At 37.0% G+C, this 25,771-nt stretch carries 26 protein-coding genes; 16 read left to right on the top strand and 10 right to left on the bottom strand.

The features are described 5' to 3' along the window. Positions 1-5 precede the first annotated feature (5 nt). The 3 genes from cwlJ to hemQ all read right to left on the bottom strand — a co-directional run bounded on the left by cwlJ (position 6) and on the right by hemQ (position 2,816). The gene (cwlJ, locus tag ACW0JX_RS26330; RefSeq protein ID WP_000538168.1) at positions 6-428 is read right to left on the bottom strand and encodes a cell wall hydrolase CwlJ; all 423 of its coding nucleotides are present in this window, start codon (positions 426-428) and stop codon (positions 6-8) included. 173 nt (positions 429-601) lie between these two features. Next, positions 602-1,873, bottom strand: a complete 1,272-nt coding sequence (locus tag ACW0JX_RS26325; RefSeq protein ID WP_459245228.1) for a serine hydrolase — start codon at positions 1,871-1,873, stop codon at positions 602-604. Between the two features lie 199 nt (positions 1,874-2,072). Continuing rightward, positions 2,073-2,816 (bottom strand): hydrogen peroxide-dependent heme synthase, encoded by a 744-nt coding sequence (gene hemQ, locus ACW0JX_RS26320; RefSeq protein ID WP_001287595.1) that lies wholly within the window; start codon positions 2,814-2,816, stop codon positions 2,073-2,075. Positions 2,817-3,071: 255 nt separating this feature from the next. Here hemQ and pta point away from each other — a divergent pair, with 255 nt between their 5' ends. Continuing rightward, on the top strand, positions 3,072-4,043 hold the full coding sequence (gene pta / locus ACW0JX_RS26315) for a phosphate acetyltransferase (protein ID WP_000067215.1): 972 nt from the start codon (positions 3,072-3,074) through the stop codon (positions 4,041-4,043). 48 nt (positions 4,044-4,091) lie between these two features. Here pta and ACW0JX_RS26310 read toward each other — a convergent pair whose 3' ends face one another. Both ACW0JX_RS26310 and ACW0JX_RS26305 read right to left on the bottom strand, forming a co-directional pair. Beyond that, positions 4,092-4,937, bottom strand: coding sequence for a lipoate--protein ligase family protein (locus ACW0JX_RS26310; protein ID WP_459245227.1), 846 nt, complete (start codon positions 4,935-4,937; stop codon positions 4,092-4,094). Positions 4,938-5,065: 128 nt separating this feature from the next. Then, entirely contained in the window at positions 5,066-5,758 is a 693-nt protein-coding gene (locus ACW0JX_RS26305) for an RsfA family transcriptional regulator (protein ID WP_000868358.1), read from the bottom strand. Positions 5,759-6,042: 284 nt separating this feature from the next. Here ACW0JX_RS26305 and ACW0JX_RS26300 point away from each other — a divergent pair, with 284 nt between their 5' ends. The 6 genes from ACW0JX_RS26300 to ACW0JX_RS26275 all read left to right on the top strand — a co-directional run bounded on the left by ACW0JX_RS26300 (position 6,043) and on the right by ACW0JX_RS26275 (position 12,054). Further along, the gene (locus ACW0JX_RS26300; protein ID WP_000526071.1) at positions 6,043-6,267 is read left to right on the top strand and encodes a YuzB family protein; all 225 of its coding nucleotides are present in this window, start codon (positions 6,043-6,045) and stop codon (positions 6,265-6,267) included. A gap of 312 nt (positions 6,268-6,579) precedes the next feature. Further along, positions 6,580-7,635, top strand: a complete 1,056-nt coding sequence (locus ACW0JX_RS26295; RefSeq protein ID WP_000388293.1) for a FecCD family ABC transporter permease — start codon at positions 6,580-6,582, stop codon at positions 7,633-7,635. Further along, the gene (locus ACW0JX_RS26290; protein ID WP_001260757.1) at positions 7,632-8,648 is read left to right on the top strand and encodes a FecCD family ABC transporter permease; all 1,017 of its coding nucleotides are present in this window, start codon (positions 7,632-7,634) and stop codon (positions 8,646-8,648) included. Before ACW0JX_RS26295 ends, ACW0JX_RS26290 begins: the two co-directional genes overlap by 4 nt. 15 nt (positions 8,649-8,663) lie before the next feature. Continuing rightward, positions 8,664-9,476 carry an ABC transporter ATP-binding protein gene (locus tag ACW0JX_RS26285; protein ID WP_000212068.1) on the top strand — a complete coding sequence of 271 codons (813 nt, stop codon included), beginning with the start codon at positions 8,664-8,666 and terminating at the stop codon, positions 9,474-9,476. Between the two features lie 189 nt (positions 9,477-9,665). Continuing rightward, positions 9,666-10,604 carry an ABC transporter substrate-binding protein gene (locus ACW0JX_RS26280; RefSeq protein ID WP_086404462.1) on the top strand — a complete coding sequence of 313 codons (939 nt, stop codon included), beginning with the start codon at positions 9,666-9,668 and terminating at the stop codon, positions 10,602-10,604. Between the two features lie 145 nt (positions 10,605-10,749). Then, positions 10,750-12,054 (top strand): HD domain-containing protein, encoded by a 1,305-nt coding sequence (locus ACW0JX_RS26275; protein ID WP_322375673.1) that lies wholly within the window; start codon positions 10,750-10,752, stop codon positions 12,052-12,054. A gap of 39 nt (positions 12,055-12,093) precedes the next feature. Here ACW0JX_RS26275 and ACW0JX_RS26270 read toward each other — a convergent pair whose 3' ends face one another. After that, positions 12,094-12,279 (bottom strand): 2-hydroxymuconate tautomerase, encoded by a 186-nt coding sequence (locus ACW0JX_RS26270; protein WP_001147171.1) that lies wholly within the window; start codon positions 12,277-12,279, stop codon positions 12,094-12,096. A 112-nt stretch (positions 12,280-12,391) separates the two neighbouring features. Here ACW0JX_RS26270 and ACW0JX_RS26265 point away from each other — a divergent pair, with 112 nt between their 5' ends. Continuing rightward, positions 12,392-13,066, top strand: coding sequence for a site-2 protease family protein (locus ACW0JX_RS26265; protein ID WP_000372445.1), 675 nt, complete (start codon positions 12,392-12,394; stop codon positions 13,064-13,066). Between the two features lie 25 nt (positions 13,067-13,091). Beyond that, a complete protein-coding gene (locus ACW0JX_RS26260) occupies positions 13,092-13,601 on the top strand; it encodes a YwhD family protein (RefSeq protein ID WP_000136683.1) in 510 nt (169 codons plus the stop codon). A 34-nt stretch (positions 13,602-13,635) separates the two neighbouring features. Here the strand turns inward: ACW0JX_RS26260 and ACW0JX_RS26255 are convergent, their stop codons facing one another. Both ACW0JX_RS26255 and ACW0JX_RS26250 read right to left on the bottom strand, forming a co-directional pair. After that, positions 13,636-15,687: a transglycosylase domain-containing protein gene (locus ACW0JX_RS26255; RefSeq protein WP_000372960.1), complete on the bottom strand. Its 2,052-nt coding sequence runs from the start codon at positions 15,685-15,687 to the stop codon at positions 13,636-13,638. 100 nt (positions 15,688-15,787) lie between these two features. Beyond that, positions 15,788-16,513 (bottom strand): glycerophosphodiester phosphodiesterase, encoded by a 726-nt coding sequence (locus tag ACW0JX_RS26250; RefSeq protein WP_048656344.1) that lies wholly within the window; start codon positions 16,511-16,513, stop codon positions 15,788-15,790. A gap of 152 nt (positions 16,514-16,665) precedes the next feature. Here ACW0JX_RS26250 and ACW0JX_RS26245 point away from each other — a divergent pair, with 152 nt between their 5' ends. The 4 genes from ACW0JX_RS26245 (at position 16,666) to speB (ending at position 20,325) form a co-directional block, all read left to right on the top strand. After that, on the top strand, positions 16,666-17,073 hold the full coding sequence (locus tag ACW0JX_RS26245) for a MerR family transcriptional regulator (protein ID WP_000276560.1): 408 nt from the start codon (positions 16,666-16,668) through the stop codon (positions 17,071-17,073). Positions 17,074-17,078: 5 nt separating this feature from the next. Next, the gene (locus ACW0JX_RS26240) at positions 17,079-18,242 is read left to right on the top strand and encodes an MFS transporter (protein WP_459245226.1); all 1,164 of its coding nucleotides are present in this window, start codon (positions 17,079-17,081) and stop codon (positions 18,240-18,242) included. 164 nt (positions 18,243-18,406) lie between these two features. Continuing rightward, positions 18,407-19,234, top strand: coding sequence for a polyamine aminopropyltransferase (gene speE / locus ACW0JX_RS26235; RefSeq protein ID WP_000424696.1), 828 nt, complete (start codon positions 18,407-18,409; stop codon positions 19,232-19,234). Between the two features lie 218 nt (positions 19,235-19,452). Next, positions 19,453-20,325 carry an agmatinase gene (speB, locus tag ACW0JX_RS26230; protein WP_001209831.1) on the top strand — a complete coding sequence of 291 codons (873 nt, stop codon included), beginning with the start codon at positions 19,453-19,455 and terminating at the stop codon, positions 20,323-20,325. Between the two features lie 385 nt (positions 20,326-20,710). Here speB and ACW0JX_RS26225 read toward each other — a convergent pair whose 3' ends face one another. Further along, the gene (locus ACW0JX_RS26225) at positions 20,711-21,748 is read right to left on the bottom strand and encodes a PTS sugar transporter subunit IIC (RefSeq protein ID WP_000996313.1); all 1,038 of its coding nucleotides are present in this window, start codon (positions 21,746-21,748) and stop codon (positions 20,711-20,713) included. A gap of 233 nt (positions 21,749-21,981) precedes the next feature. On the opposite strand from ACW0JX_RS26225, the gene ACW0JX_RS26220 reads away from it, so the two are divergent. Beyond that, positions 21,982-22,344, top strand: coding sequence for a YxeA family protein (locus ACW0JX_RS26220; RefSeq protein WP_000779932.1), 363 nt, complete (start codon positions 21,982-21,984; stop codon positions 22,342-22,344). A 25-nt stretch (positions 22,345-22,369) separates the two neighbouring features. On the opposite strand, the gene ACW0JX_RS26215 is transcribed toward ACW0JX_RS26220, so the two are convergent. After that, complete coding sequence (locus tag ACW0JX_RS26215) at positions 22,370-23,356, bottom strand: S66 family peptidase (protein WP_459245225.1); 987 nt, start codon at positions 23,354-23,356, stop codon at positions 22,370-22,372. A 202-nt stretch (positions 23,357-23,558) separates the two neighbouring features. Here ACW0JX_RS26215 and ACW0JX_RS26210 point away from each other — a divergent pair, with 202 nt between their 5' ends. Together ACW0JX_RS26210 and argS are read left to right on the top strand one after the other, a co-directional pair. Then, positions 23,559-23,996: a YwiB family protein gene (locus ACW0JX_RS26210; protein ID WP_000744343.1), complete on the top strand. Its 438-nt coding sequence runs from the start codon at positions 23,559-23,561 to the stop codon at positions 23,994-23,996. Continuing rightward, complete coding sequence (gene argS / locus ACW0JX_RS26205) at positions 23,996-25,666, top strand: arginine--tRNA ligase (protein WP_459245224.1); 1,671 nt, start codon at positions 23,996-23,998, stop codon at positions 25,664-25,666. The genes ACW0JX_RS26210 and argS overlap by 1 nt, the downstream gene beginning before the upstream one ends. Positions 25,667-25,771: the final 105 nt, after the last annotated feature.

The following is a 25,771-nucleotide window of genomic DNA, read 5'->3' as shown; positions in this document are numbered from 1 at the left end:
ATTCCTTAATATACGCTAGGGCAGTCTCCAGCAGATGGCTGGAAGAAGCAGTGCTTTTTAAAGCGACCAGAGTTTTGTTGGTTATACCAAGTTGGTGGACAAGGACCTTCAGGTCTAAAGAACCATAAGGCAAAGTTGGCAGGCCAAAAACGTTGCCCTTGAATGGTCCGTCTCGCTAGGGCAATATCTTGTTCGCGTGCCCGTTGATAAAAATATCCTTTTTGCGTTGCTTCAAAACCGCCGGGGTTTTGATAAACCATTTGACGTAAATTACGAATGCTTTTAAAGTCTAAACAATTTCCGCGGACACGATTTACCCCAACGTTTCCGACCATTAACATTCCTTGTTGCCCTTCTCCTTCGGCTTCAGCACGCATCAGTCTAGCCAACAACTTTACATCTTCTTCGTTATAAGCAATAACGCCCATTATGTGTCACCTCTCTTTTTGGAATACCTTTTGGAAAGAGGTTTATCTCTAGATGAAGTGTGTAACAATTACTAGTTCATACGTATGAGGAAAAGGGCTCAGATATGACAACCAAACGAAGTTTTACATTGAGAGCGGAAAATAAAAAAAGCTAGCGTGAGCCAGCTTTTTTATTAAAAAACTTTAGACCATAAGTTTGAGAAGAAATCACCAATAGAGCGCATTGTTAACACAAACCAATTTGCTTTTTCAACTTCCTCTGTCGTTTTTGCAGTAACTTTCATACTTTTACTACCGTCTAAGAAACCATATTTATCAGTTGATTCTAAAGTAATTGAGCCTACTTTGGTATCTTTCTTAATAGGAGCAACTAAATGTCCATCTTCAGAAAGAGATTTATCTAATTCAGTTCCAATTTTATAAGGCTCTTTGCTACCTTTTTTCGCAATTACTGTTATTTCTTTTTCGGGTGCAACAGTTACTTGGTCTTCTTTCCCTTTTACTACAGAGATTGTATTGTTTTTATTAACTTTTAGTTTTTGTTTTTCAAAGTTATTAAATCCATATTCGATTAATTCACGAGATTCCGTGAAACGTTCATCCATTGATTTTGTTTTAATAATAACCGAGATAAGACGTACATCACCACGTTTAGCAGTAATGGTAAATCCGTATCCAGCTGTATCAGAACTTCCGGTTTTTAAACCATCAGTACCTTCATAAGCGAAAGCAGCTCCTGGTAACATCCAATTCCAGTTTTCCATACGAATTGGTTTTGGGTGATTGTCTGGGAAGTTTCTAAATCTTTGTTTTGTATCCTCTAGCATTTCTGGATACTTTGTAATCATTGCTTTTGAAAGCATACCCATATCACGAGCTGACATAGAGTTTTCTGCATTTGGATCAGTACCCTCAGGATGTTTTCCTTTTAAGTCAGCGTTATTTAAGCCAGTAGCGTTTACAAATTTATATTTCTTTAATCCTAGCTTTTTAGCATGTTCATTTGCAAGATTTAAGAAGTTTTTCTCACTTCCTGCAAGAAGTTCTGCTAAAGCAATACTAGATCCATTTGCAGAGAATATAACAATGGAATGATATAATTCTTTTACAGTATATTGACGTCCTTTTTCGAACGGTACATTAGAGAATTCATTATTACGAGAGACTTCATAAGCGTAATCAGAAATATTTACTTTCGTATCCCATGTGATTTTTCCTTCTTTAATTGCTTCTAAAACAGCGTAAACAACAATTAATTTTGACATACTAGCAATAGCTAGCAATTCATCTGGATTTTGCTCGTGAAGTATTTTTCCTGTATCTGCATCAAATAAAAGTGCAGCAGCCGCCTCAATATGTATTTTTTCTTCCGCATGGGATGTTATTACTCCTAAGGAAGAAATTGACAATACAAGCAATAGTAAAATAGACAAGATTTTTTTCATATAGATTATCACCTTCGCATCGTTATTTAGCATATAGCTCGTATCATTTTAGCATATCTTTACATATAAAAAGGTTACAATTTTACAAGAAATTTGAAAAAATGTTGGTTTTTCTTCAAAAGTACAGAAAAAAGGAGATTTTTGAGGATAAATATAGAGAAGAATAAAAAAAGGAACGAATTTCGTTCCTTTTCACCATTTATATGTGTAAAAATTTCTCTACTTTTTCGTCTGGTAAAATGTTTCCAACGAAGAATGTTCCAAATTCACCATAACGAGCACTTACTTCATCGAAGCGCATTTCGTATATAAGTTTCTTAAATTGAAGAACATCGTCAGCGAATAATGTTACGCCCCATTCGAAATCGTCGAATCCAACAGATCCTGAAATCACTTGGCGTACTTTACCTGCGTATTGACGACCAATTTTACTATGGCTGTACATCATTTTTTTACGTTCTTCCATAGGAAGCATGTACCAGTTGTCATCACCTTGGCGACGCTTATCCATTGGATAGAAGCAAATATGATTTGCTTTCGGTAATTCAGGATATAAACGAGCTAAAATTTGCGGGTTTTGGTATGGATCCTCATCAGCTGGAAGGTAGTTGCTTAATTCAACAACAGATACGTAAGAATATGCAGGAACCATATATTCAGCTAAAGTTGTTTTATTCAATTCTGTCTCAATTTCATTTAACTCTTCCATTGTTGGACGTAAAATCATAAGCATAATATCAGCTTTTTGGCCAACAACTGTATACATTGCGTGACTACCTTTTTTCGCAGTAGCTACTTCGTTCCATTTTTCAACGACATTTAAAAATTCAGACACTGCTTGTCCGCGTTCGTCGCTAGATAATGTTTTCCATGCAGCCCAATCAATAGAACGTAAATCATGTAAACAATACCAGCCATCTAACGTTGTTGTTGCTTCACTCATTCTATTCACCTCAGTTAATGATAGTTTTACACGTTAACTATAGCATATATAGTTTTAAAATCATCTATATAAAACCTTGGCGCATAAAATTGTCACATTTAAGTGTTTAAGCAAGGTGAATTTAACGGCTGAATTTTATGAAAATATAATCATTTTTATTTTATCTATTTTTTGGGAGCTATAAGTTTAAAATATAGAAGAAAAGCAGTATTCTTAAAGATAGAGTTTTTTTAACATATGTAGGAGGGTTTATTCGTGAGCAACTTATTTACAACAGTAAAAGAAAAAGTTCAAGGAAAAGGCATTTCTATCGTACTTCCTGAAGGAACTGATGAAAGAATTTTAGGCGCTGCAGAGCGTTTAGCAAAAGAAGAGTTAGTAAAACCAATCTTAGTTGGTAATAAGGAAGAAATTAGCGCAAAAGCTGCTAGCATGAATTTAACATTAGCAGGCGTTGATATTTACGACCCAGCTACATACGAAGAAATGGATGCAATGGTAGCATCTTTCGTTGAACGCCGTAAAGGTAAAGCAACTGAAGAAGACGCTCGCAAAATCCTTAAAGACGAAAACTACTTCGGTACAATGCTTGTATACATGGGCAAAGCACACGGTTTAGTAAGTGGTGCAGCTCACTCTACAGCTGATACAGTTCGTCCAGCACTTCAAATTATTAAAACAAAACCAGGCGTTACAAAAACTTCTGGCGTATTCATCATGGTACGTGAAGAAGAGAAATATGTATTCGCTGATTGCGCAATTAACATTGCACCAAACAGCCAAGATTTAGCTGAAATCGGTATCGAAAGTGCGAAAACTGCTGAGTTATTCGGCATTGATCCACGCGTTGCTATGTTAAGCTTCTCTACAAAAGGTTCTGCGAAATCTCCAGAAACAGAAAAAGTTGTAGAAGCAACTCGCATTGCAAAAGAAATGGCTCCTGAGTTAACTTTAGATGGAGAATTCCAATTCGATGCTGCATTCGTACCATCTGTAGCTGAGAAAAAAGCTCCAGGTTCTACAATTAAAGGTGATGCTAACGTATTCGTATTCCCAAGCTTAGAAGCTGGTAATATTGGCTACAAAATCGCTCAACGTTTAGGTAACTTCGAAGCAGTAGGACCAATCTTACAAGGCTTAAACATGCCTGTAAATGATCTGTCTCGTGGATGTAACGAAGAAGAAGTGTACAAGTTAGCTTTAATTACAGCAGCTCAAGCACTTTAATTCTATAATGAATTGAAATAAAGACCGTCGCTATTATAGCGACGGTCTTTATTTTTCTAAGCCAAGTGCTTTATTATTACGATCAATAATACGTTGTAAATTCGTCTCATATAAAGGAATCTCATCTATTGTTAATTGAGATGGTGTTAACTTTGGAGCGAATTGCTGCAATGTTTTTAAAAGACGCATCATTAAATCTTGTACTGTAATGGTTTCGCCAAGTAATTCTGAGAGTGAGGCCATCGTACTTGGTACAATTTCAGGGTACGTAAAGCGTGTTTCTTCTCCTTGAATTGCTAGGTTGTAGAAATCACGAACGAGTGCGGCACGCTCAGAGCCACTTCCGGTAGCACAGAGATAAATTTGGACAGCGACACCGCCGCGAATACGACGTTGTGAAATACCAGCGAATTTTTGATCGCGAATACTTAAGTCATAACTACCAGGACAGTAAGAGCCAACAATTTCTTTTGCCTCGATAGTAACGTTGTAATCCTTTAACATCTCCTTAATTAAATGCCACATCGTATCGTATCCAAGATCAATATCGATACCTTTTTCTGTTTCTTGAAATAAAAGTGATACATTTAAAACACCTTCATCAAGCACGACCGCAAGCCCGCCAGAATTACGAACAATAACATTGAAGTTGTTTTGTTTTAAAAAAGAAATACCTTCTTCTAAATGCGGAAGGCGTGAATCTTGAATGCCAAGGACAATTGTATTGTGATGAACCCAAGAACGCATTGTTGCGGCTGACTTGCCATTTCCAATGCTTGTGCATAATGTGTCATCCATTGCGAATGACTGAAGTGCATGGAATGTTGGTCCCAAACTAGACTGATCTACAATGCGCCACTCTGGCTGAGATAAAATGGAACGGGAATTGCTCATATAACTAACCCCTTATCTTTAAAATGACAATCTCTATTATAGCAAAAAATGAAGAATGGAGTTTTCTCACATATAAAGGGGGAGCTTAAAGGTGAAATAATAAAAAGGATGCATTACATGCATCCTTTTTATTCTGCAATTTTTTCTAAATTACCGTTTCGGTCCATTCGGAAAGATGTTTGAGAACGTTCTTCGTCATCCATGACTGCCAATTTACGAGCACGGTTCATAATGTTCATAAGTGTTTCGTAATCTTCTTGTACAGTATGAGATTGCTTTTCTAATTTTTCTAGTTTCTTTTCTAGTTCCTCATTCCGAAGGATTTGTGCTTTAATTTCTTGTTTCAATCTCGTATTCTCGTTTTCAAGAGCTGTCACTTTTATATTTGAAGATCCGACTGTTTGTAAAAAATAAATAACATCTTGCATTGTCATAGAGCTTCTTGCAGCAGGAGCAGTAGATTCTTGATATGGAATAGCTTCTTTATATTGTACGATTGATTCTTCTTGTACTAATTCTTCATAATCAGTTATCGAATCTGAAGCTGGTGGTGTATAAAGTAAACGTTTTTTCGCTTGTTCACCGCTTGCAGCACGCATTTTATCTTTACGATGTTTTTTTGCTAGTTGAAGAGCTTGTTCATAGCTATAGCGAACAACAGCATTCCAGCGGAAACCACAAGCAGCAGATGTACGATTTAACTGATCCCCTACTTCCTCAAATGCATTTAATTGCGTACTTCCTTCTCTAACATGACGAAGTACCGTTTCAGCAAGTAATAAATCATCCTCATCTGTCCAAGCATCTTGTCTTACTTTCATAGATTCAACTCCCTTTCTTTTTATGAACTTCCTATTTTTATAATGGGCAAAAAAATAAACTTTTATACAAAGCTTTTAAAAATATGGTAGATTTCGATGAAAGGTAAAAATTTTCCCATGAATGGTGAGCGCTTCTGTAGGAGAGCATATAAATATGTATCATTATGTAGAGAATAGGCTTTGTAGGGAAACTTGCAACGAGCTTCAAAGAGCGGTAAAATACCATTTAGTGTTTATTTTTAAATGTACTTGAGAAAAGTTTAAAATAGAGGAAGTGTTATGTAATGGGAAACGAGTTTCGCGTGTGCGATGACTGTCAGGCAACGAACATTAAAACGTTAGTTCCGAAGTTAAAAAAAGTAGATTCATGTGCAACGATTGAAGTTGGATGTCAGTCTTACTGTGGTCCTGGTCGTAAAAAATCATTCGCATTTGTAAATAACCGTCCAGTTGCGGCTCCAACAGAAGATGAGTTAATCGTGAAAATTGAAGCAAAGTTAAATAAGTAAGAAAAAGAAGAGTGAAAAGATTACTCTTCTTTTTTTATGCCCATAAGAGGAATGATTTATTCTGCGAAAGTACTCTTGTGTGGACGAACATTTTCTAAAGGATGAACATAACTTTTGTATTAAAATACCAATTTGTATAAATTTATATTTCAAAATAATGGTTGACAGTCTTTTAAAGCGATAGGTAGAATAGAAGTGTCTGATTCTGAGAATCATTATCAGGGAAATAACAATTCACCTAATTTTTTTATTACTATTTGAGAATAAATTTCATTTCAATAAATATATGTTGTTGGTTAGGATGGTTGAGGGATGGAAGCGAGCGCAAGCAGTATAGAACAGCAAGAAGAGAATGTTAAAGAGATTAAGAGCAGACCGCTCATCGCTTCTATTATTTTAGTAGCGGGTACAATTTTGTTAGCTTTAAGCATGGCAGTTTCTATTTCTTTTGGGGCTGCAGATATTAGTTTAAAGACTGTATGGCAAGCTGTATTTCAGTTTGATGGATCTATTACACATCATAACGTAATTCAAGAGCTTCGCATGCCTAGAGCAATAGGGGGCGTAGTTGCAGGTGCCTTTTTAGCGGTATCAGGAGCAATTATGCAAGGTATGACGCGAAATCCACTTGCTTCACCATCGTTAATGGGGATTACAGATGGAGCTGTATTTGGAATTGCAATTATGTATGCATTTTTCCCTAATTCACCTTATTTAATGTTTGTTATCGCATCTTTTATTGGAGCTGCGTTTGGTGCAAGCATTGTATATGGAATTGGATCTTCTTCACCAGGTGGATTAACACCTGTGAAATTAGCTTTAGCAGGTGCAGCTATTAGTGCTTTATTAGGGGCAATTTCATCTGGAATCGCATTGTATTTCAATCTTGCCCAAGAGGTGAGTATGTGGAATGCAGGCGGAGTCGCTGGAGTGAAATGGCAAAGTATTAATATGTTAGTGCCAATTGGCCTTATTTGTCTTTTTATCGCAATTATGATGTCGAGATATATTACAATTTTGAGCTTCGGTGAAGAAATTGCGATTGGACTTGGTCAAAATACGACATTGATTAAATTTATCGGAACAGTACTTGTTCTTGTTTTAACGGGTTCCGCAGTTTCCATGGCAGGATCAGTTGGATTTGTTGGTCTTGTAATTCCGCATATGACTCGTTTCCTCGTAGGCTCGGACTATAGATGGGTTATTCCATGTTCTGCGGTCTTAGGTGGGCTGTTAATTGAATGTGCAGATATGTTATCTCGCGTTATTAACCCGCCATTTGAAACGCCAATTGGAGCAATTACAGCGCTAATTGGGGTTCCATTCTTCCTCTACTTAGCACGTAATGAAGGGAGAGGAAAGATGTGAGGACGAGTGTCTTAACAAAAAAGAACATTTCTATATTAACGATTTTAGTAGGACTAATCGTTTCTATATTTCTTATTAGTTTAAATACAGGAACTTTTAAAATCCCGCCAATGGACGTATTAAAGTCATTGGTTGGACTTGGGGCTGAAGATCAGTCTGTTATTTTATTTGAATTCCGTATGCCGCGTATGGTAATTGCTATACTAGTCGGATCTGCTTTAGCTATGTCAGGCGCGATTTTGCAAGGTTTATCACGAAATCCTCTTGCTGATCCAGGTATTATAGGTATTAATGCTGGAGCGGGATTAACAGTTGTTATATTCGTCTACTTCTTCTTCGGGAAAGTAGGGACTGGTACATTTTTATCTGTATTCATTCTCCCATTCTTCGCACTAGTTGGAGCGATATTAGCAGCGGTAATTATTTATTTACTAGCATGGAAAGACGGCGTTTCATCGACTCGATTAATACTAGTCGGTATTGCCGTTGCAGCTGGATTTGGAGCTGTTAGTTTAATTTTCTCTATGAAGATGACATCTAACGATTTTCGTTTTGCTACGATTTGGCTGGCGGGAAGTCTATGGGGTACAGATTGGAAATTCGTATTAAGTGTACTTCCATGGATGGTTATTTTCTTACCGCTTGCTATAAGTAAAGCACACATATTAAATGTAATGAACCTAGGCGATTCTACAGCAGTTGGCCTTGGTGTAAACGTAGAAAAAGAAAGACGTAAATTATTATTTATTGCAGTTTGTTTAGCAGGGGCATCTGTTGCTGTTGCCGGCGGAATTGGCTTTATCGGTTTAATGGCCCCGCATTTAGCAAGGCGCCTTGTTGGTGGCAAACATCAAATCATGTTGCCCACAGCTGCGCTAATAGGAACGTTTTTACTTTTATTCGCAGACGTAATTTCAAGAAGTGTACTAACAACTTCAGAAATACCAGTCGGTCTTGTTATTTCTGTAATTGGTGCACCGTATTTTATTTATTTACTTATGAGGACAAAATAAAGGGAGGCTTTTCGTATGGCAACTTTAGCGGTGGATGCGGTATCGGTTGGCTATAATGAAGGTTTAATTATTGATGGATTAACAGTTGAAATTCCGGAAGGGAAAATTACAACAATTATTGGACCAAATGGTTGTGGGAAGTCCACATTATTAAAAACGGCGTCTCGTATTTTGAAGGCAAAGCAAGGTACTGTTTATCTTGACGGAAAAGCAATTGAGAAACAGCCAACGAAAGAAATTGCAAAGAAAATGGCGATTTTACCACAAACTGCAGAAGTGCCAACGGGTCTTACTGTATTTGAGCTTGTGTCATATGGAAGATTCCCTCATCAAAAAGGGTTTGGCACGTTGAAAGAAGAGGATTATCGCTACATTAACTGGGCACTTGAAGTGACAGGAATGAAAGAATTTGCGAATCGTCCAGCAGAAGCGCTATCAGGCGGTCAACGTCAACGTGTTTGGATTGCAATGGCTCTTGCACAAGGAACAGAATTACTTGTATTGGATGAACCAACGACGTACTTAGATATGGCTCATCAATTAGAAGTATTAAACTTATTGAAAAAGTTAAATGAAGAAGAAGGTAGAACGATTGTTATGGTTATCCATGACTTAAATCACGCTTCCCGTTTCTCAGATCATATGATTGCATTAAAAGCAGGTAAGTTAATGAAACAAGGAACGCCAGATGAAGTTATGACAAGTGAAACACTTCGTAACGTATTTGAGATTGAAGCTCAAATCGTTCCATGTCCAGTAAACTGTAAGCCAATTTGTTTAACATATGATTTAGCGATGATTAGTAATCAATTGCGTAAAAAAGCATAAGTAGAACCCCCTCGTGAAGAGGGGGACTTCTAATGGACGTTGAGCTTCTTATATAAGAATGGGAAGTTGAACGCCCGTTAGAATGGGTTATTAACAACAATTAATAAATATATATTAATTAATTGTTATCTTTGTTTCTTATAGTTCGTTGTAACTTATAAGATAAATACAGCTAGAAGGAGTGGGAACATGAAGAATTTTAAAATGGCACTATTAGCAATGGTACTAGTTGTGACTTCTGTACTATTTGCAGCTTGTTCTAACAAAGAAGAAGAAAAGAAATCAGATGCAAAGACTGAAGAGCGCACTGTAAAACATGCAAAAGGGGAAATTAAAATTCCTGCAAACCCAAAGAAAATTGCTGACCTTAGTGGTTCAACAGAAGAATTATTAATTTTCGGTATGAAACCGGTTATTACTGCTAATACATCTCAAGAAAAAATTGATGCACATATTGAAAAGAAACTAAAAGACGTTAAACCAGTTGGTTCTGCTTGGGGCGATAAAATTAACATCGAAGCAGTAGCTGCTGCAAAACCAGATTTAATTCTTGTAAATAATCGTCAAGAAAAGATTTATGATCAATTATCTAAAATTGCACCAACAGTTATGTTAAACACTCCATTAGATCAATGGCGTCCAAAATTTGAAGAAGTAGGTCAAATCTTTGGTAAAGAAAAAGAAACAAAAGAATGGTTCAAAAAGTATGATGAAAAAGCAAGCAAATTACATGACAAAATCGTCGCTAAAACTGGTGAAGCAACATTCATGAAAATGGCTGCATATCCAAATGCTTTCCGTGTATACGGTGACTACGGTTACGGTAGCGTAATCTTTAATGATTTAAAACTACCAGCAGTTAAAGGTACACCAACTGATAAACCGTTAGTACAAGTACAAAAAGAAGCTTTAATTGATTACAACCCAGATTACTTATTCGTGTTTACAACTGGTGACGGTTCTCAGCGCTTGAAAGAATTCCAAGAAGAATCAATTTGGAAAAACATGAACGCTGTTAAAAACAACCATGTATTTACAATTAAAAATGAAGACTTAAACAAAGGTTACTTCCCACTTGGGAAAGATATGATCTTAGACGAAGTTGCTGAATTCGTTTTAGGTAAATAATGTATAAAGGAAATCACTTTTACTTCGGTAAAGGTGATTTTTTCTTTTTATAAAGGGAATTAATACAGTCTTTCATTTCTTTCTGTTTCTCATTTCGTTTATAATATAAAGTAAGAATGTAGTAAAGAAAGGGGGATGTCGGAAAGTGGTATATTTAAACGACAAACTCAGCGAAACAAAAGTGTTTAAAGACCCAGTACATAAATATGTGCACGTGCGTGATCGTGTTATTTGGGATTTAATCGGAACGAAAGAATTTCAACGCTTGCGCCGTATTAAGCAGCTTGGAACGACATTTTTTACATTTCACGGTGCAGAGCATAGTCGCTTTACTCATTCGTTAGGTGTATACGAAATTATTCGTCGTATGATTGATGATGTGTTTGATGGCAGACCAAATTGGAATGCTGAAGATAGATTGTTATGTTTATGTGCGGCATTACTTCATGATGTCGGCCACGGCCCATTTTCTCACTCGTTTGAAAAAGTATTTTCATTAGATCATGAGAAATTTACGCAAAAGATTATCGTTGGCGATACGGAGATTAATGATGTATTAAGTCGTGTTGATAAGGAGTTTCCACAAAAGGTAGCAGATGTAATTGCAAAAACGTCTACTAATAAATTAGCGATTAGTATGATTTCGAGTCAAATTGATGCGGATCGTATGGATTATTTATTAAGAGATGCTTATTTTACAGGCGTAAAGTACGGAAACTTCGATATGGAACGTATACTGCGTGTAATGCGTCCGTATGGGAATCAAGTAGTCATTAAAAATAGTGGTATGCATGCTGTTGAGCATTACATTATGAGTCGTTATCAAATGTATTGGCAAGTATATTTCCACCCGGTAACGCGAAGTGCAGAAGTTATTTTAACGAAGATTTTACACCGTGCGAAATCACTGCACGAGAAGTATTATACATTTAAAAATCATCCTGTTCATTTCTATTCTTTATTTGAAGAAGAAGTAACAGTAGAGGATTATTTAAAGTTAGACGAGAACGTTATGTATTACTACTTCCAAGTATGGCAGGAAGAAGAAGATCCAATTTTAAGCGATTTATGCCGCCGTTTTATGAATCGAAATCTATTTAAATATGTAGAGTTTACAAATAAACACGGTTTAGATAATTGGATGGAATTAAGTAGTTTATTTAAAAAGATTGGACTTGATCCGGAGTATTATTTAGTAGTTGATTCAACATCAGACTTACCGTATGACTTTTATCGTGCAGGAGAAGAAGAAGAGCGTCTACCAATCCTACTTCTTATGCCAAACGGAGAGCTTAGAGAGCTTTCACGTGAGTCGGATATTGTTGAGGCGATTACAGGTAAGAAAAGAACGGATCAAAAGCTATTCTATCCACATGATTTAATCTATGAAGATGGAAGAAAAGGAAAATATAAAGAGAGAATTATTGAGTTGTTAGAAGGAAAGAAATAAGAAGCAGCTAATGGCTGCTTCTTATGAAAAAACTTGAAATTATTTGTCGCTTAAGCGTTTTCCGCCAACTGCATAATGGTTTTTAGACATTTCTTCGATGAAAACAACGATGTTTTCTTCAGGAGCACCAGTTGTTTCGCTTACTGCTGCTGTTACTTTCTCAGCAAGAGCTTTCTTTTGTTCTTCTGTGCGTCCTTCTAGCATTTTCACTGTTACGTATGGCATGTACAATCGCTCCTTTTATGTAAGTTACACTCTTATTATAGCGGATTATGGGGAAGAACAATCGAAAAAACAAATAATTTCTTTTTTTGACATATGGAAGAGGAGATGAAGTATGGATCAGTTATTTAGATATCCATTGCACGAAATTCCGTTAGTAGCAATGGCAATTATTATTGCACTATCCGTTCATGAATTTGCACATGCATATGTTGCATATAAATTTGGGGACGATACAGCAAAGAGACAAGGGCGTTTAACGTTATCACCGATGGCCCATTTAGACCCTATCGGTTTGATTGCAGTATTAATTCTTGGATTCGGTTGGGCAAGACCAGTTCCTGTTAATCCATATAACTTTAAAAGACCGCGTCTGGCAGGTATATTAGTGTCAATTGCAGGGCCGATTAGTAACTTAATTTTAAGTGCAATTGGTTTAATTATTTGGTATAGCTTATTAAAATTTGGTGTATTATACTCAATTCCATCTGCAGTGGCAGATACGTTAGCTCAATTTTTCCAGATTTTTATTATGCTGAATATCGTTTTACTTGTATTTAACTTATTACCGATCCCGCCACTTGATGGATATCGAGTTGTGGAAGATTTAGCGCCAGCAAATATTCGCGCAAAAATGACACAGTATGAAAAATACGGGGCAATTGCGTTATTAATTCTCGTTATTACACCGCTTAGTAATTACACAATTCAACCTATTTTCCAGGTAGTTATTCCGCATGTATTTGTATTTTTAGACAGCATCATTGCGCCTATTTTTGGCCTTTTATAATTTTTAAGTGAGGAGGATTTTACATATGACAGAGAAAAAGAAAAAAATCGGTTTTAATATCGTGAAAAATGATTCAACAGATGGACATGGTGGATTTGGTGTTGGGGCATTAAGCCTAGAAAACATTTCACCTGTATTTGTTGATGTACTAGAGAAAACCGCATTCGTTGATATCGGTGCGATGCATGCGCGTAGTACAGTAGAAAAAGGTATTAAGTTTTTAACAAATAAAGATGAAGTTCCAAACGGAAAACCATTTTGGCTTGTTTGGGTAACGATTGAAAGAACTGCAACTGGTGCTTATTACGCAGGTGTAACAGCTTGTGAAATGACAGTAGACCGTGAAATTCGTCGCGGATATAAATCACTTCCAGAACACGTAAACAAAATGGATAAATCAATGAAGCGTCACATTATGGTTGACCATATGGATGAATCATCTAAAAAAGTACTTGGTACGTTCTTGAAAGAACATAATGAAGCGATTTGGAACGAATCTAGTGAAGAATTGCGTCGTGCATTATTAAGTGAATAAAAAATAGCTGACGGATGCCCGTCAGCTATTTTTTTTACCAAGGAAGATATTTTTTCCACCAACTTGTTTTTTTCTTTTCTTCAGTCGTTTTTTCAAATTCTTCTTTATCATCGACGTGATCCATACAATATTCAGTCGGTTCGGTACCTTTAGCGAAATACATTTTCACAGAAATAGGACAATTTTTTGTAGCAATTTTACCGTTCTCTGGGTTGATATTAACCGCTACGACGTCACCTGGTTGTTTAAATTCTTTTTTGGGCTGTCCATCTAAGCCTTTCTCCATCGTATCAGTCCATATTTTCTTCGCATATCCTTGTTCTGCTACGTTTGAAATAGATTTAGGTTGATCATATCCGACCCATACACCTGTTACGATTTGCGGAGTAAATCCGATCATCCAACTATCCGTTTCAGTAGAACCAGATTTTCCGGCATATGTTCTTGATAATTTTGATAACATCGATTGGCCAGTTACAGCAGCATAACTGCTTAGTTTCTTATTAAACATACCGGTCATCATTTCTTCCATTACAAACGCTTTGCTCTTGTCGAGAACTTGTTTACTCTCTAAATGAGCATCGTATAATATATTTCCTTCATGATCCATAATGCGGCGAATGAAAGTAGGTTTTACTTCTTTTCCACCGTTTGCGAACATGCTATAAGCGTTAACCATTTCAATTGGTTTTACGGGTGATGTGCCGAGAGCTAGAGAAGGCACATCTTTTAATGCACTTGTAATTCCAAATTGTTTTGCTGTTTTTGCGAGTGCGTCATCTCCTAAAAATAAATTCGTTTTTACAGCATATATGTTATCAGAGACTGCGAGAGCTTGTGCCATCGTTACAAAATCATCTGCATAATAATCTTTATAGTTTTTTGGTTTATACTTTGAAACGCCGTCACCTAAAGTAAATACAGTATATTCGCTTTTTAAGCGCGTAGCAGGCGTGAATCCTCGTTCTAATGCTGCATAATATAGAAATGGCTTAAATGTAGAACCAGGCTGACGAACGGCTTGTGTAGCCCTGTTAAATTGACTCGTAGTATAATCAGTTCCGCCAACAAGAGCAGCCACTTCACCTGTCGTTGGATTCATAGAGACGAGAGCAGTTTGTATGTTTGTTGTGTCAGGTATATGATCTTTTACAGCTTGCTCTGCTACAGCTTGTAGTTTAGGGTCTAGCGTTGTATAAATTCGCAAGCCACCCCGTTGTAAAGCTTGTTCGTCTAATCCAACATCACGAAGAAGCGAAGCTTGTACAGCATCTTGGAAATATGGTGCGACCTCTGCTACTTTTTTCGTATCTAATGAGGCAAAAGTTAGTGGCTCTTTCTTCGCTAAGGCTGCTTGTTGCTTCGTAATATATCCTTGTTCGACCATTTCATCTAATATGAGAGCTTGTCGTCCTTTAGCACGATCCTCTTTCAAAAAGGGAGAATAGACACTTGGCCCTTTCGGGATACCTGCGAGCATACTAGCTTCTGCTAATGTTAAATCTTTTGCTGTTTTATCGAAATATAGACGGGACGCAGCTTCGATTCCATAAGCGCCATGTCCGTAATAAATTGTATTTAAATATCCTTCTAAAATATGATTTTTATTATAGTTTACTTCAAGGCGGACAGTGTACATTGCCTCTAATAATTTCCGTTTCCACGTTTTATCATGATCTAAATACAGATTACGCGCGTATTGTTGTGTAATTGTACTAGCTCCTTGTACCTTTGCCATCGCTTTTAAATCAGCAACAATTGCACCTGCAATCCGTTTCACATCGAAGCCGTGATGTTTGTAGAATCGTTGGTCTTCGATAGATAGTGTCGCCTCTTTTACATAAGGAGAAATTTCATTGAGAGATACATTGTAACGTTTTTGAATTTCATTACTTTGTCCAATAACAGTATCATCGTTTGCGTAAAAGACGCTTGTTTGTGGGACCGCAACAGGAGGAGGTCCCATAATTTTTGCGACTATAATAATAACAAAAAAAGAAAAAACGAAGAAAAGGACGCAAGAAAACATTGCGGTGAAGAAAAGACGTTTATATTTTTTAAGTTTTGGATTCATAGTCTGATCCATCTTTTTTCAGCCCCTCATTAATACAAGCGTTATTGTATTAGTATTGAGGGTTTTCATTTATTTTAAACAATGAAATTTCGAAAATAAAAAGCTCCTTCCATTAAGAAAGGAGCTCAAAGGCACGTGCTGGCCAATCGGTAATGATGACATCTACACCATAATCAATCATAGTTTGTAAATCTTTGTATTCGTTAATTGTATATGGACGGAAAACATATCCTTGCTCTTGTGCTAATTGCACAAATTCTTTCGTTAATAGCTGGAAGTTTGGATGTAATCCACTTGCTTTTCTCTGTTTTGCTTCGGCAATTGGATCAGCAATCGGTGTATCATATAAAATTGCTCTTGGGATTTCAGGAGCAATTTCTGCTAATAATGAAACAGAGTCATGGTTAAATGATGAAAATACAATTTGATTAGAAAGATGATATTCGCGCACAAGTGCAACAGCTTTTTCCTCAATATTTGGGTAATGAATAACATCTGTCTTTAATTCAATATTTAGTTGTAAGTTCGTTGTGGAAAGCCAAATAAAAACCTCACGCAACGTTGGGATTTTTGCTTCATGGAAAGAAGGGTCTTTATAGCTACCAGCGTCCAATGATTGTAATTCCTCTACCGTTTTTTCCGAAATAAGTCCAACGCCATTTGTTGTACGATCGACGGTTTCATCGTGAATTACGACAAGTTCACCATCTTTTGATAAGTGGACATCGAGTTCAATTCCGTGAGCGCCAATGCGTTCTGCTTCTTGGAAGGCAATCATCGTATTTTCGGGATGTGTACCTTTTACTCCGCGGTGAGCGAAAATAAGTGGTTTACTCATGTGAAATTCTCCTTATTATCTCTTTTCTTTCATTATGAAACTGCTTTAGGGAAAATACAATTGAATATGATAAACATTTACAAAAGTCTAACAGTTGCAGAAAAGTTAACGTTAACGTAAAATGTAATAATCAAGTGAAGGGAGGAATAAACATGTATAAAATTGATGAAGTAACAAAGCAAGTCGGTTTAACAAAACGTACACTTCGTTATTATGAGGAAATTGGTTTAATTCATCCCCCAGAACGTAGTGAGGGGAATATTCGTCTGTATACGGATGAGGATATTGCCAGAATTAAAAGAATTGTAGAAGCGAAAGAAGTGCTAGGAATCACACTTCAAGAAATGCAGCATTTCTTATCACTAAAAGAAAGAATGGAGCAAAGAAGAAATAGCGAGAACCCTCGTGATCGTGAAGTGATTCAAGAAATTAAAGATATGCTTGAAAAACAAGTGCAAACGTTAGACGAAAAAATGGAGCAAATGCAACGTGTAAAGGCAGAACTTGAAGATAGTTTACATCGTGCAGTAACATTTTTAGAGAGCACAAAAGGAGAGTAATCAAAATGGAGAGCAAACAAAAAATAGGGAGATTGATTACAGTGGTGGCTACCTTCCTTGCCTTTTCGGGTATAGGAGTAGTCGACCCAATTTTGCCGATTATTGCAGAGAAAATTGGTGCAACGCATTGGCAAGTTGAAATGTTATTTACTGCTTATATTTTAACGATGGCAATCATGATGTTACCAGCTGGTATATTTGCATCAAGATTTGGTGATAAACGGATGATGACAATCGGTCTTGCGATTGTGACTGTATTTGCGTTTATATGTGGTATATCGCAAACGATTGCTCAATTATCTCTTTTCCGTGCTGGATGGGGATTAGGAAATGCGATGTTTTTTGCTACAGCAATGACGCTGTTAATAGCATTAAGTAAAGAAGTTCATGAAGCAGTAGGATTATACGAAGCAGCGATCGGCTTAGGTATGGCTGGGGGGCCGTTATTGGGTGGAATATTAGGTGGACATTCTTGGCGTTATCCATTTTTCGCGACGAGTATTTTAATTTTCTTAGCATTTATTTTAGTATTCTTTTTTGTAAAAGAACCGGAGCGAAAAGTGAAGCGTAAGGCTGCTGGCGTAGGGGAATTACTTAACTTGGTGAAGTATAAACCGTTTATGCAAGGTGCGATTTCAGGAATGTTATACTACTACGGATTTTTCGTTGTGTTAGCATATTCACCACTTATTATGCATTTATCAGCTATTCAATTAGGCTTTGTATTTTGCGGATGGGGATTAGCGTTAGCTTATGGTTCTGCAATTTTAGCACATAAGCTAGAAGGGAAATATGAACCAAAAACATTATTGAAGGGTAGTTTACTTGTATTTGCGATTTTCTTAATTGCACTATTCTTTGTGAAAATTATGTGGTTACAAATTACTCTTATCGTTTTATCAGGATTAGCATCTGGCTTAAACAATGCATTATATACAAGTTATGTAATGGATATTTCACCTTATGAAAGATCTGTTACGTCAGGTGTTTATAACTTTGTTCGTTGGTTAGGGGGCGCAATTGCTCCGATTTTATCAGGAATTATCGGTCATACTGTTTCACCACAAAGTCCGTTTTTAGTAGGTGGAATTGTGGTGTTAGTTGGTTGTATTATGATCCTAATTCCAATTCGTAAACCAGTAGAAATAGAGACAAAAGCCCTTTCTTAAGAAAGGGTTTTCTTTATACATATATGTTAGAACCCTCTGACTAAAATATATTTTCGGTATTTTTGTACTTTTAACTATACATTTTGGATGTTTTGTTTTATTTTTGTTAGGGGACATTAATGATGTCCCTATTATAAATTTGCATTGAAAGGCGTGATTGTACGATGGAACTATGGTTCACTGAAAAACAAACAAAACATTTTGGGATTACGGCGCGTATTAACCGCACATTACATACGGAGCAAACAGAATTCCAAAAACTTGATATGGTTGAAACGGAAGAGTTCGGAAACATGCTTATTTTAGATGGCATGGTTATGACAACAGAAAAAGATGAGTTCGTTTATCATGAAATGGTAGCGCACGTACCTTTATTTACACATCCAAACCCTGAAAACGTATTAGTTGTTGGTGGCGGTGATGGTGGTGTTATTCGTGAAGTGTTAAAACACCCAAGTGTAAAGAAAGCAACTCTTGTTGAAATCGATGGAAAAGTAATTGAGTACTCTAAACAATACTTACCATCAATTGCAGGCGCATTAGATAATGAGCGTGTAGAAGTAAAAGTAGGAGACGGTTTCCTACATATCGCAGAAAGCGAAAATGAATACGATGTAATTATGGTAGATTCTACTGAGCCAGTAGGACCAGCAGTAAACCTATTTACAAAAGGCTTCTACGCTGGAATTTCAAAAGCGTTAAAAGAAGATGGTATTTTCGTTGCACAAACGGACAACCCTTGGTTCACACCAGAGTTAATTACGACTGTGTTTAAAGATGTAAAAGAAATTTTCCCAATTACTCGTTTATACACAGCTAATATTCCAACATACCCAAGTGGTCTTTGGACGTTCACAATTGGATCTAAAAAACATGATCCATTAGAAGTAAGTGAAGAGCGTTTCCACGAAATCGAAACGAAATACTACACAAAAGAATTACACAACGCAGCATTCGCATTACCGAAATTTGTTGGCGATTTAATTAAGTAAGAAAATCGAGCTTGAACAAATAAAGTGTGAGTAGCTCATTTAAGGTGTTTGTCCAGAAGACTTGAACATGCTAGCTACTTACACTTCTGTAGAGAAAATCGTCTTCTTGTTGTTAAAAAGAAGACCCGGTAAATCGAGAAAGAGGAGCAATTCGCTCCAAATTTGAGAAATAGTGAAAGGTTGGGATACCTTAAGTTCCACATAAGGAGGAAAAGAATATGCGTTTTGATGAAGCTTATTCAGGTAAAGTATTTATTAAAAGTCATCCAAGTTTTGAAGAGTCAAAGGTAGTTATTTATGGGATGCCTATGGATTGGACAGTAAGTTACCGTCCAGGATCTCGTTTTGGCCCTGCACGTATTCGTGAAGTATCAATCGGTCTTGAAGAATATAGTCCGTATTTAGATCGTGAATTAGAAGAGGTAAAATATTTTGATGCGGGTGATATCCCATTACCATTCGGAAACGCACAACGCAGCTTAGACATGATTGAAGAGTATGTATCAAAACTTTTAGATGCCGATAAGTTTCCACTAGGTCTCGGCGGTGAGCACCTAGTGTCTTGGCCAATTTTTAAGGCAATGGCAAAAAAATATCCGGATTTAGCAATCATCCACATGGATGCTCATACTGATTTACGTGAATCGTATGAAGGGGAGCCTTTATCCCACTCTACACCAATTCGTAAAGTGTGTGATTTAATTGGTCCGGAAAACGTATATTCTTTCGGAATTCGTTCTGGAATGAAGGAAGAATTTGAATGGGCGAAAGAAGTAGGTATGAACTTATATAAATTTGACGTATTAGAACCTTTAAAAGAAGTATTACCGAAACTTGCTGGACGCCCAGTCTATGTCACAATCGACATTGATGTATTAGACCCAGCTCACGCTCCAGGAACAGGAACGTTAGAAGCTGGCGGTATCACATCTAAAGAATTATTAGATTCCATCGTAGCAATTGCAAATTCAAATATAAATGTAGTTGGAGCAGACTTAGTAGAAGTAGCCCCAGTCTACGACCATAGTGATCAAACACCAGTCGCAGCAAGCAAATTCGTGCGGGAAATGCTGCTCGGTTGGGTGAAATAAAAGTGAAGCCGACTGTTTAGACCCGGTGATTAAGGTTCTTTCCTGCAAAAGGTGCTTTTTACCTTTTGGCAGGGAAGGTTCTTAGACGCAAGGGTCTAGGAGGCGTAACTGGATAGAAATAAAAGCGGAAGCGGCTCGCTTAGAATGTGAGGGGGATGGAGCTTCAGACGTAGAGGCTCTTTTTGCCTCGAAGGAAGAAGCGAAGCCACCGATCATTAGCCGCTGCAGCTAGATAAAGTAAGAGCCCTCTATATGATTAGAGGGCTCTTATTTTGTCGTTATGTGTCGGTAAGTCGATATATTAAAAAAATCGCCGGTATAATTTCATTTACCGTTACGCAACACAAAAAAAGCTATTCTCAAACGATGGGAATAGCTCTTTTTCTTATGCAACCTTCTCTTCCGAAGTAACTCCACGAATTTCATCAGCAGAGCGGATCGGATATTTACGGAACACAATAGACCCGATGTATCCGACAATAGTGGTAACGATTCCACATAGTACAGCAGCAATCGTTACTTTTATAACGTCATTAAATCCGAATAGGACAAGAAGACCTGGAATTGGTGATGCTGTTCCTGGTGCATTATTAACAAGCTGGAATAGCGATGTAATAATACCAGCAAGTGCACCGCCAACGAAGTTTGTTGCATAAATTGGAATTGGATTTGCTGAAACAACATCTGCTTGTGTTAAAGGCTCGATTGCTACAGCGATTGTGTCTTTCTTTGAGCAAATTTTTAGTCGCTTAAAGAAAATAAAGTTCATCGGGGCTGAGGCTGCTACGGCAAGACTACCAATTGCCATTGGTAAACCTGTTAATCCAAGCATTGCAGTTAGTGCCATAGAACTCAGTGGAGAGGTAGAAATAACTGTTATTAATCCACCAAGCATAATACCCATAATGATAGGACTTTCTGTAGTTGCAACTGATATCATAGAACCGATTTTACCAAGTGTTGCGTTAACGAGCGGATCCATAAGCATTGCCATTCCACGTGAGATTGGTGCAGCGATAAATAGGATTGCTAAAAATTCCACACCAGCCGGTAATTTCTTTTCGAGAAATTTCACGACGAAGGCACAAACGTATCCGGCGAAAAATCCTGGTAAAATACCGAATCCACTAGTAGCGATACCAATTAAAACAGCGTATACGGGGGAAACACCGATTGCTAATGCGACTAAAATCGCTGCTGCGACACCGCTCATACTACCAGAAGCTTCTCCTACTGATTGTAAAAAGTCATTATGAAACATTTCTCCACCTATATAACGGTGAAATGCTTCAATAAGAAAACTTGCGATTGCTGCATTAGCTAAAGCGCCCATCGCCTTCATTCCGTAAGGCGCACGGTAACTGAAAAGTGTAAATAGACAAAGTACAACAAGTAATAGTGCTAAACCTTGCAAGATAGCCATTTGAAAACTGTCTCCTTTGATTTTTGTAATAAAAATTCGTATCATTCAATAATAATATAAAAGTGTATGAAACGGAAAAATTTTTTCTTGGGAACTTGCTTTAAGAAAAAATCCCTTACAATAATGTAAGGAAAGTGTAAGACTTTTAGATAGAGTATAGTATGCTCTTTTCCGTATAATACAAGTATAGATATAATACTAGTGAGAAAGAAGTGCAAACAGGAGGCGCATGTATGAAATTGGTAATTAAAGTTTTAGCTGTATTCGCCATCATTTTAGGGGGAACAGCATATTATTTAAACACAAAAACAGAAGGTGTACATGCTTTTGTAGACAACTTCTTTTCAAATAAAGAAATACAAGATTATTATGCGGTTGTAGATAAAGGTGAGAAAAAAGACGGTGAATATTTGTATACATTTAAAGGGTATACAGAGGACGGAAAGCAACAAATTATTAAAAGAATGGTAAATCGTGAATTGCATGCAGGTGCTTTTATAAAAATTTATGCAAAAGGTATGCAAGGAAAAGGATGGGCTGAAATAACGAAAGAGTCAATCCCGCAAAAAGCGTTGCAAAAAATAGAAAAATCATAAAAGGAGCGAATCGTTCGCTCCTTTTTTAGTGCGTTAAAATAGTGATAGATGTATTTTCTTTGTTAGAAATGATTTTGGCATGTCCACCAATTGGAAAAGTAAAAATTGGAGTTGTATGTCCAAAATTTGCATTTGCAATGATAGGAATATGTGCAAGTTCAGGTTTGGAAGAAATCATTTCTTGAATGTCCGCTATCGTACATTCTGCTTCTTTTTGCATTCTTCCTATTACAATACCTGTTATATGTTCAAAATCAGGTTGCTGCATAAGGGAATGTAGATAGCGATCAAAAGTTTTAATCGTTGATTTTCCTGTTAAACTGTCTTCTTCAAGGAATAAAATTTTGCCCTTTAAGTTTGGCATATATGGTGTGCCTTGTAGTAAATTAAGTGTGCTCATATTGCCACCGATAATTTCTCCTGTCGCTTCCCCCTCTTGAATTGGAACATACCCTTCATTTTTTATAAATTCTCGATTTTCCTGATCCATATACCAAGAATCATCGCTCCACGTTTCCGCCGGAATGATTTCAATAGGCTCATTAGTGGTTAAGCATTGTAAAAAGTAATCGTTTGTATACTCGAGCCCTTTCTCCATTCCAAATGAAGAGAAGTGGGGACCCGAATATGTAACAAGCCCTGTTTTTGTGTAAATTGCATTATTTAAGGCAGTAATATCAGAATAACCACAGAAAAATTTCGGGTTTTTATGAATTAGATCATAATCGAGATGTTTCAATAAACCATTGGAGTTGTATCCGCCAAGTGTCGTCAAAATAGCTTTTACATTAGGGTCTCCAAATGCTTCATGGAGGTCTTGAATGCGGGAAGAAATAGAAGAGGGAGCAAATTGATCTATCTCATCGGCATATTTTGAGAATGTAACTTGAAAGCCCATGTCAGTTAATCTTTTTGTAGCAAGTTTTCTATTTTCATTTGAAACAATACTTAAACTACAGGATGGTGAAATCACGCGTATTTCATCACCCTTTTTTAACTTTGTTGGTATCACTGAATTCACCTCTATAATTAAAAGAATATTTAGATTTAAAAAATATTTTATCACATGAAATAAAGTAGAAGTGAATTATTTTTTGAAATGGAGTTTTCCTGATTTTTCAGCAGACAGACAGCGTCTTTTTTTGATATGATAGGAAAAGTGATTTATTATAAGTAGTATTTAATATCTATAACATTTGAAAGGTGTGCAAGACGTGAAGAAACAACTTGCAGGCTTGCCGGTACACGTTCATTTCGTAACAGAAATCCGTGAAGGGGCGAGGAAGGAAACCGTTGCTTTTGAAGCCAATGGTCAATACTATGTAAAAGGTCAAGGTACATATGTAACATTCCAGGAGCCGAACGAACAAGGCGAAGTGAAAACAATTATTAAAATTCAAGATGAACAAGTTCTCATTATGCGTTCAGGTGCTATTTCTATGCGTCAGACGCATGTGAAAGGTGAATGGACAACGGGTACGTATACGAGTGAACTTGGTACGTTTGCACTGCAAACGAAAACTGATAACGTTCTTTTTAAATGGTCGGATGAAAAGAAAAAAGGACAACTCTTCTTAACGTACGCATTGCTTCTAAGTGAACAAGAAGCTGGCAGATATACAATTACAATTAATTTGAAGGAGGCAAAATAATGAATTCCTTAGAACAGGTAAAAGGATTGATTAAAGAAGAAATTCAAGCTGCTGTATTAAAGGCAGAATTAGCGACAGAGGAACAGATTCCAAACGTTGTATTAGAATCTCCAAAAGATAAAACAAATGGTGACTTCTCTACAAACATGGCAATGCAACTTGCACGCGTTGCGAAAAAAGCGCCTCGTATGATTGCAGAAGAACTAGTTGCAAACTTCGATAAAGCAAAAGCTTCTATTGAAAAAATCGAAATCGCTGGTCCTGGTTTTATTAACTTCTATATGGATAATAGCTACTTAACAGATTTAATTCCAACAATCGTAAACGCTGGTGAAGCTTACGGTGAAACGAACACTGGTAAAGGTGAAAAAGTACAAGTTGAGTTCGTATCTGCGAATCCAACAGGTGACCTTCACTTAGGACATGCACGTGGTGCGGCAGTAGGTGACACTTTATGTAACGTATTAGCAAAAGCAGGATACGATATATCTCGTGAGTACTATATTAATGATGCTGGTAACCAAATTCATAACTTAGCTCTTTCTGTTGAAGCTCGTTACATGCAAGCATTAGGTTTAGAGAAAGAAATGCCAGAAGACGGTTACCATGGTGCGGATATCATTGGAATCGGTAAACGTTTAGCTGAAGAGTTTGGTGATCGTTACGCAAAAGCTGATGAAAAAGAAAGCTATGAATTCTACCGTGAATATGGTTTGAAATATGAGTTAGCAAAACTTCAAAAAGACTTAGAGAGCTTCCGTGTTAAATTTGATGTATGGTTCTCAGAAACATCATTATACAAAAACGGAAAAATCGATGCTGCACTTACTGTATTAAAAGAGCGTGACGAAATCTTTGAAGAAGGCGGAGCAACTTGGTTCCGTTCAATGACTTACGGTGACGACAAAAACCGTGTATTAATTAAAAATGACGGTTCTTACACATACTTAACGCCAGATATCGCTTATCACCGTGATAAATTAGAGCGTGGTTTCGATAAGTTAATCAACATTTGGGGTGCTGACCACCACGGTTACATTCCTCGTATGAAAGCTGCTATTCAAGCGCTAGGTTACGATAAAGAAACACTTGAAGTAGAAATCATCCAAATGGTACAACTGTACCAAAATGGTGAAAAAATGAAAATGAGTAAGCGTACAGGTAAAGCAGTTACACTTCGTGAGCTTATGGAAGAAGTAGGCGTGGACGCAATGAGATACTTCTTCGCGATGCGTAGCGGTGATTCTCATTTAGACTTCGATATGGACTTAGCTGTATCAAAATCTAATGAAAACCCAGTATACTATGCACAATATGCTCATGCTCGTGTATGCAGTATCCTTCGTCAAGGTGAAGAGTTAGGATTAGCTGCAGATGGAGACGTGAATTACAAACTTGTTACTTCTGAGAAAGAAGTAGAGTTACTGAAAAAACTTGGTGAATTCCCAGCTGTAGTTGCGGATGCAGCACAAAAACGTCTGCCACACCGCATTACAAGCTATGCATTTGAATTAGCAGCAGCATTACACAGCTTCTACAATGCAGAAAAAGTATTGAACCAAGATAACTTAGAATTAAGTAAAGCTCGTTACGAGTTAATGAAAGCAGTACGCACTACACTTCAAAATGCATTAGCAATCGTAGGAGTATCTGCACCAGAAAAAATGTAATGAAGAAAAGCGGAGCCGACTGTTTAGTCCCGAAGCCACCGAGTATTCTAGCCACTGGAGCTGGACAATAAAGAAAAACGGAAGCGGACTTTCGTTTTTAAATAA

The organism is Bacillus sp. C-3-6 (genome assembly GCF_054509685.1).
This window is presented reverse-complemented; position numbering and strand designations above follow the sequence as displayed.